General features: G+C 68.9%; 14 protein-coding genes. 6 read left to right on the top strand and 8 right to left on the bottom strand.

From position 1 onward, the window contains the following. Positions 1-313 precede the first annotated feature (313 nt). From NVS83_RS10335 to NVS83_RS10315, 5 genes are all read left to right on the top strand, one after another. Positions 314-697 carry a transposase gene (locus NVS83_RS10335; protein WP_258739226.1) on the top strand — a complete coding sequence of 128 codons (384 nt, stop codon included), beginning with the start codon at positions 314-316 and terminating at the stop codon, positions 695-697. A gap of 274 nt (positions 698-971) precedes the next feature. After that, a complete protein-coding gene (locus tag NVS83_RS10330; protein ID WP_258739225.1) occupies positions 972-1,994 on the top strand; it encodes an ABC transporter substrate-binding protein in 1,023 nt (340 codons plus the stop codon). Between the two features lie 2 nt (positions 1,995-1,996). After that, positions 1,997-2,824, top strand: a complete 828-nt coding sequence (locus tag NVS83_RS10325) for an ABC transporter ATP-binding protein (RefSeq protein WP_258739224.1) — start codon at positions 1,997-1,999, stop codon at positions 2,822-2,824. Positions 2,825-2,837: 13 nt separating this feature from the next. Next, positions 2,838-3,701 (top strand): ABC transporter permease, encoded by an 864-nt coding sequence (locus NVS83_RS10320; protein WP_258739223.1) that lies wholly within the window; start codon positions 2,838-2,840, stop codon positions 3,699-3,701. 42 nt (positions 3,702-3,743) lie between these two features. After that, positions 3,744-4,667 carry an acetamidase/formamidase family protein gene (locus NVS83_RS10315; RefSeq protein ID WP_258739222.1) on the top strand — a complete coding sequence of 308 codons (924 nt, stop codon included), beginning with the start codon at positions 3,744-3,746 and terminating at the stop codon, positions 4,665-4,667. 61 nt (positions 4,668-4,728) lie between these two features. Here NVS83_RS10315 and NVS83_RS10310 read toward each other — a convergent pair whose 3' ends face one another. The 8 genes from NVS83_RS10310 to NVS83_RS10275 all read right to left on the bottom strand — a co-directional run bounded on the left by NVS83_RS10310 (position 4,729) and on the right by NVS83_RS10275 (position 13,404). Further along, on the bottom strand, positions 4,729-5,697 hold the full coding sequence (locus tag NVS83_RS10310; RefSeq protein ID WP_258739221.1) for a carbohydrate kinase family protein: 969 nt from the start codon (positions 5,695-5,697) through the stop codon (positions 4,729-4,731). Positions 5,698-5,762: 65 nt separating this feature from the next. Then, positions 5,763-7,205 (bottom strand): mannitol dehydrogenase family protein, encoded by a 1,443-nt coding sequence (locus tag NVS83_RS10305; protein WP_258739220.1) that lies wholly within the window; start codon positions 7,203-7,205, stop codon positions 5,763-5,765. Next, the gene (locus NVS83_RS10300) at positions 7,206-8,201 is read right to left on the bottom strand and encodes an ABC transporter ATP-binding protein (protein ID WP_258739219.1); all 996 of its coding nucleotides are present in this window, start codon (positions 8,199-8,201) and stop codon (positions 7,206-7,208) included. It lies immediately after the preceding gene. Between the two features lie 13 nt (positions 8,202-8,214). Beyond that, entirely contained in the window at positions 8,215-9,045 is an 831-nt protein-coding gene (locus NVS83_RS10295) for a carbohydrate ABC transporter permease (protein ID WP_258732929.1), read from the bottom strand. 1 nt (position 9,046) lies between these two features. Next, positions 9,047-9,919 carry a carbohydrate ABC transporter permease gene (locus NVS83_RS10290; RefSeq protein WP_258739218.1) on the bottom strand — a complete coding sequence of 291 codons (873 nt, stop codon included), beginning with the start codon at positions 9,917-9,919 and terminating at the stop codon, positions 9,047-9,049. A gap of 246 nt (positions 9,920-10,165) precedes the next feature. Then, a complete protein-coding gene (locus NVS83_RS10285; protein WP_374114564.1) occupies positions 10,166-11,479 on the bottom strand; it encodes an ABC transporter substrate-binding protein in 1,314 nt (437 codons plus the stop codon). Positions 11,480-11,749: 270 nt separating this feature from the next. After that, positions 11,750-12,715 (bottom strand): sugar-binding transcriptional regulator, encoded by a 966-nt coding sequence (locus NVS83_RS10280; RefSeq protein ID WP_258739217.1) that lies wholly within the window; start codon positions 12,713-12,715, stop codon positions 11,750-11,752. Further along, positions 12,712-13,404, bottom strand: coding sequence for an HAD family hydrolase (locus tag NVS83_RS10275; RefSeq protein WP_258739216.1), 693 nt, complete (start codon positions 13,402-13,404; stop codon positions 12,712-12,714). Before NVS83_RS10275 ends, NVS83_RS10280 begins: the two co-directional genes overlap by 4 nt. Positions 13,405-13,540: 136 nt before the next feature. On the opposite strand from NVS83_RS10275, the gene NVS83_RS10270 reads away from it, so the two are divergent. Next, positions 13,541-14,503: a GntR family transcriptional regulator gene (locus NVS83_RS10270; RefSeq protein ID WP_258739215.1), complete on the top strand. Its 963-nt coding sequence runs from the start codon at positions 13,541-13,543 to the stop codon at positions 14,501-14,503. Position 14,504 lies beyond the last annotated feature (1 nt).

Below are 14,504 nucleotides of genomic sequence, written 5' to 3'. Positions count from 1 at the left end.
CGGCACTTTCTGGCACTATTGTCATCCCTGTCGCCGGGCCTGCCCCGCCTCGCCCGGACGCGCCGCCGTCCCGTGCCCCGGCACCGGCGGCGGCCGTGCACGCGCAAGGCCCGGATCGGCCGGTGCGGCAACGATTGAGCATTCACTTAACGAGCCGATCGGCTATAGTGCTGCTCACGATAAACGCATGCCCACACAATGTGCGGCTGACGGCCGCCGCGCGTATCGTCAACCGGGCAGGCACAGGGGGAGATCGTCCTCGCGCGAGGGCCGACCGTCATCCGATCCGTCAACACCTTCCGAGGGCGATCCGATGCGACGTTCGCAATTCACCGACAGCGAAATCATCCACCTCCTGCGCGAAGCCGATTCCGGGGTCCCGGTCGGCGAGATCTGCCGCACCGCCCAGGTCTCCCTGCGCACCTTCTACCGCTGGCGCCGGCGTTTCGGCGGGCTGACGGCCCCGGCCGTGATGCAGATGAAGGAGCTGGAGGCGGAAAACCGCCGGCTGCGCTCGCTGGTCAGCAACCTGTCCGAGCGCCTGCACGCGCCCCTCCCCGGCGAGATGCTGCATCTGCCCGAGCGCGCGGCGCGCAGCGACACCCGGCTGCAGCCGGGGCGCGCCTCCATGCTGGCGGCCGAGCGCTGCGGCGGCGCCGTGGTGGGGCGCTTCGCCTCCGTGCGCATCACCCGCTGAGGGCGGCGCCCTTTTGTTGGGCGGCCCAAATGTCAAAAGCGCCATAATGGGCGGGGCGCGCGGATAAATGCGCCATGCTGCCGGCCCGGCGCACAGGCCGGGGCGTGCAAACTGTGCAGCGAAAATGTCAAAGGCGTCACTTTGGCAGCACCGCCGATACATGCCGATGGCGAGGGCATCTCCTGCGATCTATTTCGACTTGAGGACGAGCGGGCGAGGCTTTCTCCTAATTTCCCAAGGCATATGCCCTTCCAGGAATGTGGAGAACGACCCGATGTCCAGCTTCATGCGCAGCGGCCTTGATCGTCGCGGCTTTCTGAAAACCTCGGCGCTGGCCGCCGGCGGCCTGATCGCCGCGCCCTATGTCAGCCGGTCCGCGCGCGCGGCGACGCTGAAGACGGTCAATTTCAGCGAGGCGGTGCACAATCTGGGCTACATCAACCTCTATGTCGGCATGCATGACGGGATCTTCGAGAAGAACGGTCTCGACATGAAGGTCTCCGCCGCCGGCGGCGACACCCAGACCTTCGCGGCCGTGCTCGGCGGCTCGGCCGACTTCGCCATCGGCGACGCCACCATGGCGGTGATCTCGCGCGAGAATGGCGGGCCGGGCGAGGTGGTCGGCACGGTGGTGCAGCGCGCCCACTATTTCGGCGTGTCGAAGACCATGGAGCCCTTCACCGACCCGAAGGACCTCAAGGGCAAGAAGGTCGTGACCTCGCCCGAGCCGAACACCAACTACTCGGTGACCAAGCGCATGGTCGAGCAGGCCGGCCTCAAGCTGGGCGAGGACGTCACCATCGTGACGGTGAACCCGGGCACCGAGATCGCCGCCATGCTCGCCGGCCAGGCCGACATGGCCGTCGCCTACCAGCCGAGCGTCGCCGCGGCGGAATCGCAGGGCGCCAAGGTCGTGTTCGACTTCTCGAACTATATCGGCCCGTTCTGCAACACCGGCATCATGGTGCTGCCGAGCACGATCAAGAACGATCCGGAGATGGTGCAGGCGCTGGTCACCTCCTTCGAGGCCGCCTCGCGCAAGACCTATGCCGACCCGGACTTCTCCAAGAAGGTGGCCCGCGCCGAATTCCCGGACCTGCCGGGCGACGTCGTCGACAAGGCGATCGACGCCGAGCTGAAGTACCTGATCCCGGCCCAGTCCGTCATCACCAAGAAGGACCAGTGGCAGAACCTGATGGACATGCAGCTCTACCTGAAGAACATCAAGGGCACGATCAGCTTCGACCAGATCATCGACAACTCCTTCGCGGAGAAGGCGATCAAGCAGCTCGGGTGAGCATGGTGCGTTCCCCCAACCACGCCGCCGGAGCGGGCGCCGCCAATGGCGCCCCCGCCGGCGCGCCGCCCCTCGTGGTCGAGCACGTCGCCAAGAGCTACGACGCGGACGGGCGCATCGTGCCCGTCATCGGCGACCTGTCGCTGACGCTGGACGAGGGCGAGATCGTCGCCATCGTCGGCCCCTCGGGCTGCGGCAAGACCACCCTGCTCAACACGCTGTGCGGGCTCATCACCGCCGATACCGGGCGCATACGCTGGCACGGGCGCGACATCGCCGGCCAGCCCGCCGGCGTCGGCTACATGCTGCAGAAGGACCTGCTGCTGCCCTGGCGCACGGCGCTGAAGAACGTGATGCTGGGGCTGGAGATCCGCGGCGTCGGCCTGTCCGATGCCGAGGAGCGCAGCCATGTGATGCTCGACCAGCTCGGCCTGCACGGCTTCGCCGAGCATTATCCCTCCACGCTGTCGGGCGGCATGCGCCAGCGCGTGGCGCTCGCGCGCACGCTGGTGAACGAGCCCGACGTGCTGCTGCTCGACGAGCCCTTCGCCGCGCTCGACTTCCAGACCAAGCTGCTGATCGAGAGCGACACCGCCAAGCTGGTGCGCGAGAGCCGCCGCTCGGTGCTGCTCATCACCCACGATATCGAGGAGGCGGTCTCGCTCGCCGACCGGGTGATCGTGCTCTCCAAGCGCCCGACGCGGGTGAAGGCGGTCTACGAGATCGAGCTCGGCACCGAGCGCACCGACATGATCGCCGCGCGTGAGAGCGCGGGCTTCTCCAACTATGTCCGCCGCATCTGGGCCGACCTCGACGTCGGCCGGCAATAGGGAGCGAACGGCCATGGACAGTTCCGCCCGCTACGACGCGCCCCCCGCCGGCCCGCTGCCCGACGCCTCCGCGGCGCCGCCCGCGCCAGTGGTCTCGGCCCGGCGCTCCTCGCGCCTGCGCCTGACGGCGCTGGTCGTCGCGACGCAGATCGTCGTGCTCGCCGCCTTCCTGGCGTTCTGGGAGTACATGACGGTCTTCGACAAGCAGGCCGCCTTCATGTTCGGCTCGCCGACCGCGATCGCCGGCTTCCTCATCGCCATGGCGCAGGACGGCAGCCTGTGGCGCGACAGCTACGTGACCGGCATGGAGACGCTGCTCGGCTTCGCCGTGGGCAACGTCATCGGCACGCTGATCGGCCTGTCGCTGTGGTATTCGCGCTTCGTCTCGCGCGTCATCGAGCCCTTCGTCATCGCGCTCGGCTCGATCCCGATCATCGCGCTGGCGCCGATCATCATCATCTGGTTCGGCACCGGGCTGATGTCGAAGATTGCCATGTCGACGCTCTCGGTGGTGATCGTCGCGCTGGTGACCTCCTACAAGGGCGCGGTCGGGGTGGACCCGGACCAGATCAACCTGATGCGCACGCTCGGCGCCTCGAAGTTCCAGATCTTCCGCAAGCTGGTGGTGCCCGCCTCGCTCACCGACATCTTCGCCGGGCTGAAGCTCACCGTCGGCTTCGCGCTGATCGGCGCCATCGTCGGCGAGTTCATGTCCTCCTCCGAGGGGCTCGGCCACGCCATCTTCAAGGCCGGCTCGCTCTACATCATCCCGAAAGTGTTCGCCGCGCTGGTGGCGACCATCGTGCTCGCGCTCCTGCTGACCTTCGTGGTCGGCAAGGTCGAGCGTCTTCTCATGCCCTGGCGCCGCCTTGCCTGAGGCGACGCCGCCCACTTTCTTTCAGTGCCTCGTGGAGTGACCATGACCCAACGTGTCAGCAAGGCCGACAACATCAAATACGCCTTGTCGGCGAATGACGGCTTCATCGCCAGCGTCGAGCCGGGCGAGACCTTCATCGTCGAAGCCGCGATCAACGCCAATGACGGCACGATCCGCCATGTGGGTCAGCAGCTCACGGAGGCGGACGTCACCTTTCCCTTCGTCAACGGCGCGACCGGGCCGATCGAGGTGAAGGGCGCGAAGCCCGGCGACATGCTGGTGCTGGAGATCGTCGGCATGGAGCTCGACACGCTCGGCTTCACCGCGCTGTGGCCCGGCGTCGGCATGTTCCCGGACTGGGTGCGCCAGAAGGAGTTCGGCCGCCTCACCCGCGTGGTCGAGGTGAACGACGGCGTGGTGCACTGGAGCGACAAGGTGAAGCTGCCGGTGCGCCCGATGATCGGCGTCGCCGGCGTCGCCCCGGTGGCGGGCGCGGTGCTCACCGTCGACAACGGCCCGCATGGCGGCAATCTCGACGTGCAGGAGATCACGCCTGGCAACACGGTGATGTTCCGCGTCAATCACGAGGGCGCGCACCTGTTCCTCGGCGACTGCCACGCGCTGCAGGGCGACGGCGAGGCCAACGGCATGGGCGCCATCGAGATCGCCGCCACCCTCACCGTGAAGGTCTCGCTGAAGCCGGCGCCGAAGCGCCTCGGCCATCCGCGCATCGACACGCCGACGCATATCTGCACGCTCGGCTGCGCCCGCCCGCTCGAGGACGCGATGCGCATCGCCTTCCAGGAGATGATCTACTGGCTGGAGGACGATTACGGCATCCCCGCGCCGGAGGCCTACATGCTGCTCGGCCAGATCGCCGAGGCGCGCTGCACCCAGGTGGTGAACCCGAAATACACCTACATCTGCAAGGTCGACAAGAAACTGCTCGCCCAGTTCGCCGGCTGACCCGGGACGCCGGAAGAACGCGGCCGGCGCGGCGGAAATTGCCCGTGCCGGCCCTCCCCGCTCAGCCGAGTTCGTGCCGCCAGGGCGGGTTGGCCCCCGCCCGCGTGACCGAGACCGCCGCGGCGCGCACGGCGAAGTCGAGCGCCGCACGCAGCGCATCGGCGCTCATTCCCGCCAGCCCGGTGGGGATAAGCGCGCCCTGCTCGGCCAGCGCCGAGAGGAAGCCGGCATTGAAGGTGTCGCCGGCCCCGACCGTGTCGGCGACGGTGACCGCGGGCGCCGGAACCTCGACGTCGAGCCCCTCGCCGAAGGCGCGCGCACCGCGCCCGCCCAGCGTCACCAGCACTAGGCGCGGCCCCAGCGCCTGCACCTTGCGCGCCTGCGCGGCGAGATCGCCTGCCCCGGTCAGCCAGAACAGATCCTCGTCCGAGAGCTTCACCACATGGGCGAGCCGGATCAGGCGGCCGATCCGCGCGCGATAGGTCGCCTCGTCGCGGATGAAGCCCGGCCTGATGTTGGGGTCGAGCATGATGAGGCGGCCCATCCCGTCCGCCGCCACCTTGGCCGCCAGCGCCTCCATGGTGGAGCCGACCGGCTCGCCGACCAGGCTGATGCCGCCGACGAACAGCGCCCCGACCTCCGCCGGCATCTCCGGCAGGTCGGCCGGGGTGAGCATGCGCCCGGCGGTGTTCTCGTCGAGGAAGAGATAGCGCGCCTGCCCCTCCGACAAAGTGACGAAGGCGAGCGTGCTCGGCCGGTCGACCGCCTCGCACAGCCGCGTGTCGACCCCCGCCGCGGCAAGCGCATCGCGAAGCTGGTCGCCGAACATGTCGGTCGAGAGCCCGTACCAGAAGAAGGTCCGGGTGCCGAGCCGGGCGCTGGCGATGGCGGTGTTGAACACCGATCCGCCGGGCAGCGGCAGGAAGGCCTGACCCTCCGCGATCTGCCGGGGCACCATGTCGATCAGCGCCTCGCCGGCGCACAGGATGACCGGCGGGGAGGACGGGGTCGGCGAAGAAGGCTCGGGCATGTTTCCTGTCCCTGCCGCGGGAGGGCGGCGCCGGCCCTTGGGGCGGCGCTACCGTTGTGGGGGCGTCAGCCCTCGAGATACTCGGTCAGCACGGCGCGCGCACCATTCGTCCACAGCGCATCCAGCGCCTCGGCGAAGGCCGCGACCACCTCCTCGTCGGCGCCGAGGTCGCCATAGACCTCGCCCATGGCGAGCCAGGCCGCCGGGTTCTGCCGCGCCTCCCGGGCGCGCGCGGTCAGCGCCTCCCAGTTCGGGTCGTTCGGCGCGATGACGGTGCCGGAATCGGTGGTGCCGGCGCAATAGCGGCACCACAGCGCGGTGCCGAGGATGAGCCCGCGCGGCAGGCGCCCGGCCGCGCGGTTGTCGCGGATCGAGGGGACGATGAACTTGGGCTGCCGGTTCGAGCCGTCGAGGCAGAGCCGGCGCACCGTGTCCGCCACTTCCGGGTTCGCGAAGCGCTCGCGGATCACCTGGTAATAGGCGTCGAGGTCGGTGTCCGGCACCGGCGGCACGATGGGGATGATCTCCTCGCGCTCGACCTTCTCGAGGAAGGCGGCGACCAGCGGCTCGGCCATCGCCTCGTGCACGAGGTCGACATCCATCAGCCCGGCGGGATAGGCGATCAGCGCGTGCCCGCCATTGAGGATGCGGATCTTCATCGTCTCATAGGCATGGACGTGCTGGGTGAAGACGACGCCGACCTTCTCCAGCGCCGGCCGCCCGGCGGGGAAATCGTCCTCCAGCACCCATTGCCGGAACGGCTCGCAGGTGACCGGCACCGGGTCGTCGAGCCCGAACGCCAGCGCCATGGCGCGCTCGCGCTCGCCGGTGGCGGGGGTGATGCGGTCGACCATGGCGTTGGGGAACGCCACATGGGCGTCGACCCAGTCGGCGAAGGCGGGATCGGACAGCCGCGCCAGCCCGACCACCACCTGCCGCGTGACGTTGCCGTTGCCCGGCAGGTTGTCGCACGACATCACGGTGAAGGGGGGGATGCCGGCGGCGCGGCGCGCCTTCAGCGCGGCGAGGATGGCGCCGAAGGCGGTCCCCGGCGCCTCGGGATCGGCGGCGTCGGCGGCGATCTCGGCCGCGCCGGTGTCGAGCCGGCCGGCATGGTCCATGAAATAGCCGCCCTCGGTCACCGTCAGGCTGACGATGCGGATTTCCGGCTGCGACATGGCGGCGATCAGCGCGCCGTTGCCCGTCTCCACCGGGATGAAGTCGATCATGGCGCCGACCCGGCGCGCGCGCTTGCCGGTCGGGTCGAGCTCGATCACGGTGGAGAGGCAGTCCTGCGCCTTCAGCGCGTCGCGCATCGCCGCGTCGGCCGGGCGCACGCCGGCGCCGATGATGGCCCAGTCATGGCCCTCGCCGAGCGCGAACAGGTCGTCGAGATAGACCGCCTGGTGCGCGCGATGGAAATTGCCGAGGCCGATATGGACGATGCCGGGCGTGAGCTGCGCGCGGTCATAGGCGGGGAGCGATACGGCAGGCAGCGTCGTACTCATCTAGATGGCCTTCCCGGCACTGTCGAAGCGATGGAGCTTGTCCTGCTGCGGCGCGAGGCCGATGGGGTCGCCGAAGCGCAGCCTCACCTCGCCGCCGGCGCGGACGTTGATCTGGCCGATGCCCTCGACATCGACCTTCAGGAAGGTGTCGGAGCCGAGATGCTCGCAGAGCCCGACCTTGCCCTTCCATGGCCCGTCCGCGCCGATGTCGATATGCTCGGGCCGGATGCCGATCGTGTGCGCGCCGTGCTTCTTCGCCTCGGCGCCCTCGACGAAGTTCATCTTCGGGCTGCCGATGAAGCCGGCGACGAACAGGTTGGCCGGCGTGCGGTAGAGCTCCAGCGGGCTGCCGACCTGCTCGATCTGGCCCGCATTGAGCACCACGATCCGGTCGGCCATGGTCATGGCCTCGACCTGGTCGTGGGTGACGTAGATCATGGTCGTGCGCAGCGACTGGTGCAGCTCGGAGATCTCCTGCCGCATCGACACGCGCAGCGCCGCGTCGAGATTGGACAGCGGCTCGTCGAACAGGAACGCGTCCGGCTCGCGCACGATGGCGCGGCCGATGGCGACGCGCTGGCGCTGGCCGCCGGAAAGCTGGCTCGGCCGGCGGTCGAGATAGGCGGTGAGGTTCAGCACCTTCGCCGCCGCCTCCACCTTGCGCGTCTGCTCCTCGGCCGGCACGCCGGCCATGCGCAGCGGGAAGGCGATGTTCTTGCGCACTGTCATGTGCGGGTAGAGCGCGTAGCTCTGGAACACCATCGCCAGCCCGCGGCGGGCGGGCGGCAGGTGGGTCGCGTCGTGCCCGCCGATCGAGATGGTGCCCGAGGTGGTGTCCTCGAGCCCGGCGATCAGGCGCAGCAGGGTCGACTTTCCGCATCCCGACGGGCCGACGAAGACCACGAACTCGCCATCGGGAATGGTGAGGTCGATGCCCTTGATGATCGACACGCCGCCGAACGACTTCTTGACCTGGGACAGGACGATTTCGCCCATGGTTCTTTCCCCCCTATTTCACGGCGCCGAAGGTCAGGCCGCGCACGAGCTGCTTCTGGCTGAACCAGCCCAGAATCATGATCGGTGCGATGGCCATGGTGCTGGCGGCCGACAGCTTGGCGTAGAAGAGCCCTTCCGGGCTCGAATAGCTGGCGATGAAGGCCGTGAGCGGGGCCGCGTTGGCGGCGGTGAGATTCAGCGTCCAGAAGCTCTCGTTCCAGGCGAGAATGACGTTGAGCAGCAGCGTCGAGGCGATGCCCGGCACCGCCATCGGCGTCAGCACGTAGAGGATCTCCGAGGACAGCGTCGCCCCGTCCATCCGCGCGGCCTCCAGGATCTCGCCGGGGATCTCCTTGAAGTAGGTGTAGAGCATCCAGACGATGATCGGCAGGTTGACCATGGTCAGCACGATGACGAGGCCGATCCTGCTGTCGAGCAGGCCGGTGTCGCGGGCCAGCAGATAGATCGGCACCAGCACGCCCACCGCCGGCAGCATCTTGGTGGAGAGCATCCACATCAAGAGGTCCTTGGTCCGCCGGCCCGGCACGAAGGCCATCGACCATGCGGCCGGCACGGCGATGACGAGACCGGCCAGCGTCGAGCCGATCGAGATCACCACCGAGTTCCAGAAGTGCAGCAGGTAGTCCGAGCGCTGGTTGACGGTGGTGTAGTTCTCCAGCGTCCAGTGAAAGTCAACGAAGGCCGGGGGCGAGGCGATCGCCTCGGCCTCGGTCTTGAACGAAGTGATCACGGTCCACAGGATCGGGAAGAAGATCAGCAGCCCGATGCCCCAGGCGACCACGGTGAGCACGGCCTTGCGGCCCTTGGTTGCCTCGCGCGCCATCTCATGCCTCCAGGTTCTTGCCGATCATCCGCATCAGGAAGATCGCGACGATGTTGGCGAGGATGACGGCGACGATGCCGCCGGCGGAGCCGAGCCCGACGTCGAACTGCAGCATGGACTGCACGTAGACGAGGAAGGTCAGCGTGGTGGAGGCGGTGCCCGGGCCGCCATTGGTGGTCACCAGGATCTCGGCGAACACCGAGAGCAGGAAGATGGTCTGGATCAGCACGACCACGGTGATGGCGCGCATCAGGTGCGGGATGGTCAGGTGCACGAAGCGCCAGACCGGCCCTGCCCCGTCCATCTCCGCCGCTTCCATCTGCTCGCGGTCGAGGCTCTGCATCGCCGTGAACAGGATCAGCGTGGCGAAGGGCAGCCACTGCCAGGCGACGATGGCGATGATCGAGGCCAGCGGCGCGTCGGCGAAGAAGTCGAACGGCCTGAGCCCGAGCCCGCGCGCGATGGCGGCGAACAGCCCGTTGACCGGGTTCATCAGCATGTTCTTCCACACCAGCGCGGACACGCTCGGCATGACGAAGAACGGCGCGATCACCATGATCCGCACGATGCCCTGGCCCCACATGGGCTGGTCGAGCAGCACCGCGAGCCCGACCCCGCCGATGACGGTGATCGCCAGCACGCCGAAGACGAGGATCAGCGTGTTGACCAGCGCCGGCCAGAAGGAGGGGTCGGTGAAGAAGTAGTAGTAGTTCTCGAACCCGGTGAAGTCGTTCGTTCCCGGCATCAGCAGGTTGAAGCGCAGGAACGAGAAATAGACGGTCATGCCGAGCGGCACGATCATCCACAGGAACAGCAGGACGACCGCCGGGGAAAGCATGAGCCGGCCTGCTGCGCGGGAGGCTTGCGTCGCCATGGGAATGGCCACCTTGGCTGGAGCAGGCCGCGGGCGGCGTTCGCCGCGGACATGCAGGCAACGGACAGGGCGCGGCAGGGCAGCGGAAGCGCGATCGGTCGAGTTCACCGCGGTTGGCGGGCCGCTCGCCCCCGACCGCGTCCGGTGCCCCCCGGCGCGGGGCGGGCGAACCTGAGGTTCAGCCGCCCCTTCGATGGTGTTCCGGGCCGGTTCCCGAGGGAACCGGGCCCATATCGATGGCCGGTCCTACTTGGGATAGCCGGCGCGCTGCATCTCGCGCGTCGTCACCGCCTGGGCGGCGCCGAGCGCCTGGGCGGCCGAGGCCCGGCCGGCGAGCGCGGCGGAGAACTGCTGGCCGACCGCGGTGCCGATCGCCTGGAATTCGGGGATCGCCACGAACTGCCCGCCCGTATAGGGCACGTCCTGGTCGGAAGGATGCTGCGTGTTCGCCGACTGGATGGCGGTGAGAGTCATCTTCGCGAAGGGCGCGACCTTCAGATATTCCGGGTTCTTGTAGAGCGAGGTGCGGGTGCCGGGCGGCACATTGGCGATGCCGTCCTTCTGCGCCACCAGCTCGGTATAGGCCGGCGAGGTCGCCCAGGCGACGAAGGTCTTGGCGGCGTCGGCCTTCGAGGTCGTCGCGGGGATCGCGAGGTTCCACGACCACAGCCAGTTGCCGTGGTTCTCGCCGCCCTTGCGCACCGGCGCCGGCGCGAAGCCGACCTTGTCGGCGACCTTCGATTCCTTCGGGTCGGAGATGAAGGAGGCGGCGACAGTGGCGTCGATCCACATGCCGCACTTGCCGGTCTGGAACAGCGCGAGGTTCTCGTTGAAGCCGTTCGAGGAGGCGCCGGGCGGGCCGTACTTGGTCATCAGCTCGAGATAGGTCTCGAGCGTTTTCTTCCACTCGGGGCTGTCGAACTGCGGCTTCCACTGCATGTCGAACCAGCGCCCGCCCATGGAATTGTTCATCGAGGTGATGAACGCCATGTTCTCGCCCCAGCCCGCCTTGCCGCGCAGGCAGATGCCGTACACGCCGTCCTTCTTGTCAGTCATCTTGGCGGCAGCTTCGGTGATGAACGCCCAGTCCGGGTTCTCGGGCATCTTCAGCCCGGCCTTCTCGAGCAGGTCGGTGCGGTACATCAGCATCGAGCTCTCGGCGTAGAACGGCACGGCGTAGAGCTTGCCGTCGACGGTCAGGCCCTCGGCCACCTGCGGCAGCAGGTCGGCCTGGTCGTAGTCGGCGCCGAGATTGTCGAGCGGCATCAGCCAGTTCTGCTTGGCCCAGATCGGCACTTCGTAGTTGCCGATGGTCAGCACGTCGTACTGGCCGCCCTTGGAGGCGATGTCGGTGGTCACGCGCTGGCGGAGCACGTTCTCCTCCAGCGTCACCCAGTTGACCTTGATGTCGGGATGCTTGGCGTAGAAGTCCGGCATGAGACGCTGCATGCGGATCATGTCGCCATTGTTCACCGTCGCGACGGTGATGGTCGTCTCAGCCGAGGCCGTACCAGCGAGCGCAAGCACCAGCGGCACGCCCAGAAGAGCGCGGAACGTCACGGTCATGTCTCTCCTCCCTAACGGCGAATTGAGCAATTCATCGCCTTGTGGGCAAATATTCATACCGTTTCGCGGATCGTCAAGCTTCTTCCATGCTGCAGGCGCGAAGGCGCGCCCAGCCCAGAGGGCGCGTTCCAGAGGAACGCGGGAAGGGGGTAAAAGGATCCGCCGTGCCGGTAATATCGCTGCAGCGGGCGCGAGGGACGGCGCGGGCAAAGCCGCGGGGAACCGTGCGTAACCCCTGCGGAACCTGTGCGCCTCGGCGCCAGCCTATTGGCTGCGCGCCAGAATTCCGCGTGCCGTCGGCTCGTCCGTGACCAGCCCGTTGATGATGCCGGACCTGAGCGCAGCAGTGGCGGCTACGACCTTGGACGCACCCGCCGTGATGCCGATTACCGGCCGGTCGGCGCTCGTCTCCGGCACCCGCACGCCAGTCATCCGGCGGTTGATCGAGAGGTCGAGATAGCGCCCCTCCTCATCGAAGATCCAGCCCGCCACCTCGCCGGCGGCGCCGAGCTGCTGGATCTCGCGCAGCTCCTCCGGCGTCAGGAAGCCGTCGGTCAGCAGCGGCGCGTCGTCGCCCATCTGGCCGATGCCGACGAAGGTGACGTCGGCGTTGCGCGCGAGGTCGCGCACCTTGCGCAGCACGCCGAGCGCCTGCAGCGCCGCGTTCTCCTCCGCGCTGTCGGCCATCACCGGGACCGGCATCGGGTAGTGTGGGGCGCGCACCTTCTCCGCCAGCCGCATGATGACCTCGAAGAAGGAGGCCGAGCCGTCCGGCGCGATGTTGCCGAGCAGCGAGACCAGCCGGTGCTGCGGCGCCTCGGCCGGCCCCAGCGCGTCCACCATGCCGCGCAGCGCCCGGCCGGTGCCGAGCGCGATGACCAGCGAGCGCGGCTCGCGCAGCACGCGCTCCATCTCCTCCGCCGCGGCGGGCGCGATCGAGCGCACCGGGTCGCGGTCCGGCCCCAGCCCCGGCATGACCCGGCAGCGCACCAGCCCGAACCGCTCGCGCAGCGCCGATTCCAGCGCCTGGCAGGTCGCGAGGTGATGGTTGAGCCGCACATGGATCAGCCCGGCCGCCACGGCGCGGCTGACGAGCCGCTGCGCGCGCTGGCGCGACAGTCCCATCTCGCTGGCGATCTGGTCCTGGGTCAGGCCGCCGACATAGTAGAGCCAGGCGGCGCGCGCGGCCTGGTCGTCGGTCGAGGAATCGGTGGTGATGGGCAGGTTCATACCGGGCTAGCGACCCCAGCGGGCGGGTGGAACAGATCGGGCATCGCCCCCTTCAGCTCGGCGAAGCTCGCATAGCTGGAATGGGGACGCACATCCTCGGGCAGCGCCCATGCCGCCCCGGCGAGGTGGCTGCCGCCGGTGAAATGCCACACCTGCATCCCCGCGGCGAGCCCCGCGCGCAGGCCGGCGACGCTGTCCTCCACCACCGCGCAGTCGGCGGGGTCGAACCCCATCCGCGCGGCGGCGTGCAGGAACAGGTCCGGCGCCGGCTTGCCGTGGGCGACCTCGCTCGCCGTGAAGGCGCGGCCGGCGAACAGCCGCTCGAGCCCGGCGATCCGCAGCGAGGCGGCGAGCCGCGCCGGGCTGGAGGAGGTGGCGACGCAGTAGGAGACGCGCAGCGCCTCGACCAGCTCGACCGCGCCGGCCATGGCCGCGAGCTCGGTCTCGAAGCGGGCGAGCAGGCGCGTCCGGTAATCATGCTCGAACCGTGCGGGAAGTTCGAGCCCGAACTGCACGCGCACCTCGGCCTGCACCACCGGATAGGCCCGGCCGATGAAATGGCGCGCGACGAAATCCATGTCCACGGCGATGCCATGGCAGGCAAGCTCGTCGATCAGCGCGCGGGCGCTGAGAACCTCGCTGTCGATCAGCACGCCGTCGCAGTCGAAGATGATGAGGGTCGGGCGCATGGCTAGCGGTCTAATCCCCATCCCGCCCGTCGTCCAGTGACGCGCCGGCGGCGGGTCCCGCCGAGTCCCTCCGGGGCGCCTCGCTTGCGCGCCGGCGGCCGGCCGATAAGCTGTCGGTCTCCTCACGCCCGCGAACATGATGCAGCGCCGCGACAAGACCCAGGCCCGCCACGCCCTCGCCAATCTCATCCTCGGGCTCGTCGGCACGCTCCGCCTCGCGGCCGGCCACCACATGACCGAGGAATGGCTGGCGGCCCAGCTCTCGGTCTCGCGCACGCCGATCCGCGCCGCGCTCTCCCTGCTGGCGCAGCGCGGCGTGGTGGTGGCGCGCCCGCGGCAGGGCTTCTTCCTCGCCGTCTCCTGGGACCGGATCACCCGCCAGCACGCGCTGGAGATTCCCTCCACGCCCGAGGAGGCCTTCTATTCGGCGCTGCTGCGCGACCGGCTCGCCGGCGCGCTCGCCAACTCCTTCACCCAGACCGAGCTGGCACGCCGCTACAAGGTCAACCGCACCGTCATGCTGCGCGCCCTCACCCGCATGGCGGACGAGGGTCTGGTGATGCGCAACAAGGGGCAGGGCTGGCACTTCCTGCCGACGCTGGATTCCGAGCGCGCGCTTCACAACAGCTACGATTTCCGGCGCATGGTGGAGTCGGCCGCGCTGCGGCTGCCCGGCTTCCGCGCCGACCCGGCGGTGCTGGCGCGCCTGCGCGCCGATCACGAATACGCGCTCGCCAGCGAGGCGGGCATGAACGAGCGCGCCCTGTTCGAGCTCGATTCCGGCTTCCACGAGACGCTCGCCGGCTTCGGCGGCAATCCCTATTGCGTGCAGAGCGTGCAGCAGCAGAACCGGCTGCGCCGCCTGCTCGAATATCAGGGCTACGCAAATCGCCGCCGCGTGCGCGACTGGGTGCAGGAGCATCTCGCCATCATCGCCGCGCTGGAGGCGGGCGAGCCCGGCCGCGCGGCCGAGCTCATGCGCGCCCATCTCGACAATGCGGTCGCCGCCACCCCGTCGCCGGCGGACGCCGGGCGCGACGGGCCCCCAGCCGCGCCGGACGCCGGGCGCGCGATTGCCTCGCCCCTCGTTCGCCGATAGA

The sequence above is a fragment of the Ancylobacter mangrovi genome, from assembly GCF_024752335.1.
In the GTDB taxonomy this organism is placed as follows: domain Bacteria; phylum Pseudomonadota; class Alphaproteobacteria; order Rhizobiales; family Xanthobacteraceae; genus Ancylobacter; species Ancylobacter mangrovi.
This window is presented reverse-complemented; position numbering and strand designations above follow the sequence as displayed.

Bases quoted from the DNA above. Each gene is read 5' to 3' on its own strand.
- NVS83_RS10320 (WP_258739223.1), top strand. From the start codon at position 2,838: ATGGACAGTTCCGCCCGCTACGACGCGCCCCCCGCCGGCCCGCTGCCC.
- NVS83_RS10335 (WP_258739226.1), top strand. From the start codon at position 314: ATGCGACGTTCGCAATTCACCGACAGCGAAATCATCCACCTCCTGCGC.
- NVS83_RS10290 (WP_258739218.1), bottom strand. From the start codon at position 9,919: ATGGCGACGCAAGCCTCCCGCGCAGCAGGCCGGCTCATGCTTTCCCCG.
- NVS83_RS10300 (WP_258739219.1), bottom strand. From the start codon at position 8,201: ATGGGCGAAATCGTCCTGTCCCAGGTCAAGAAGTCGTTCGGCGGCGTG.
- NVS83_RS10330 (WP_258739225.1), top strand. From the start codon at position 972: ATGTCCAGCTTCATGCGCAGCGGCCTTGATCGTCGCGGCTTTCTGAAA.
- NVS83_RS10310 (WP_258739221.1), bottom strand. From the start codon at position 5,697: ATGCCCGAGCCTTCTTCGCCGACCCCGTCCTCCCCGCCGGTCATCCTG.
- NVS83_RS10305 (WP_258739220.1), bottom strand. From the start codon at position 7,205: ATGAGTACGACGCTGCCTGCCGTATCGCTCCCCGCCTATGACCGCGCG.
- NVS83_RS10280 (WP_258739217.1), bottom strand. From the start codon at position 12,715: ATGAACCTGCCCATCACCACCGATTCCTCGACCGACGACCAGGCCGCG.
- NVS83_RS10325 (WP_258739224.1), top strand. From the start codon at position 1,997: ATGGTGCGTTCCCCCAACCACGCCGCCGGAGCGGGCGCCGCCAATGGC.
- NVS83_RS10315 (WP_258739222.1), top strand. From the start codon at position 3,744: ATGACCCAACGTGTCAGCAAGGCCGACAACATCAAATACGCCTTGTCG.
- NVS83_RS10275 (WP_258739216.1), bottom strand. From the start codon at position 13,404: ATGCGCCCGACCCTCATCATCTTCGACTGCGACGGCGTGCTGATCGAC.
- NVS83_RS10295 (WP_258732929.1), bottom strand. From the start codon at position 9,045: ATGGCGCGCGAGGCAACCAAGGGCCGCAAGGCCGTGCTCACCGTGGTC.
- NVS83_RS10270 (WP_258739215.1), top strand. From the start codon at position 13,541: ATGATGCAGCGCCGCGACAAGACCCAGGCCCGCCACGCCCTCGCCAAT.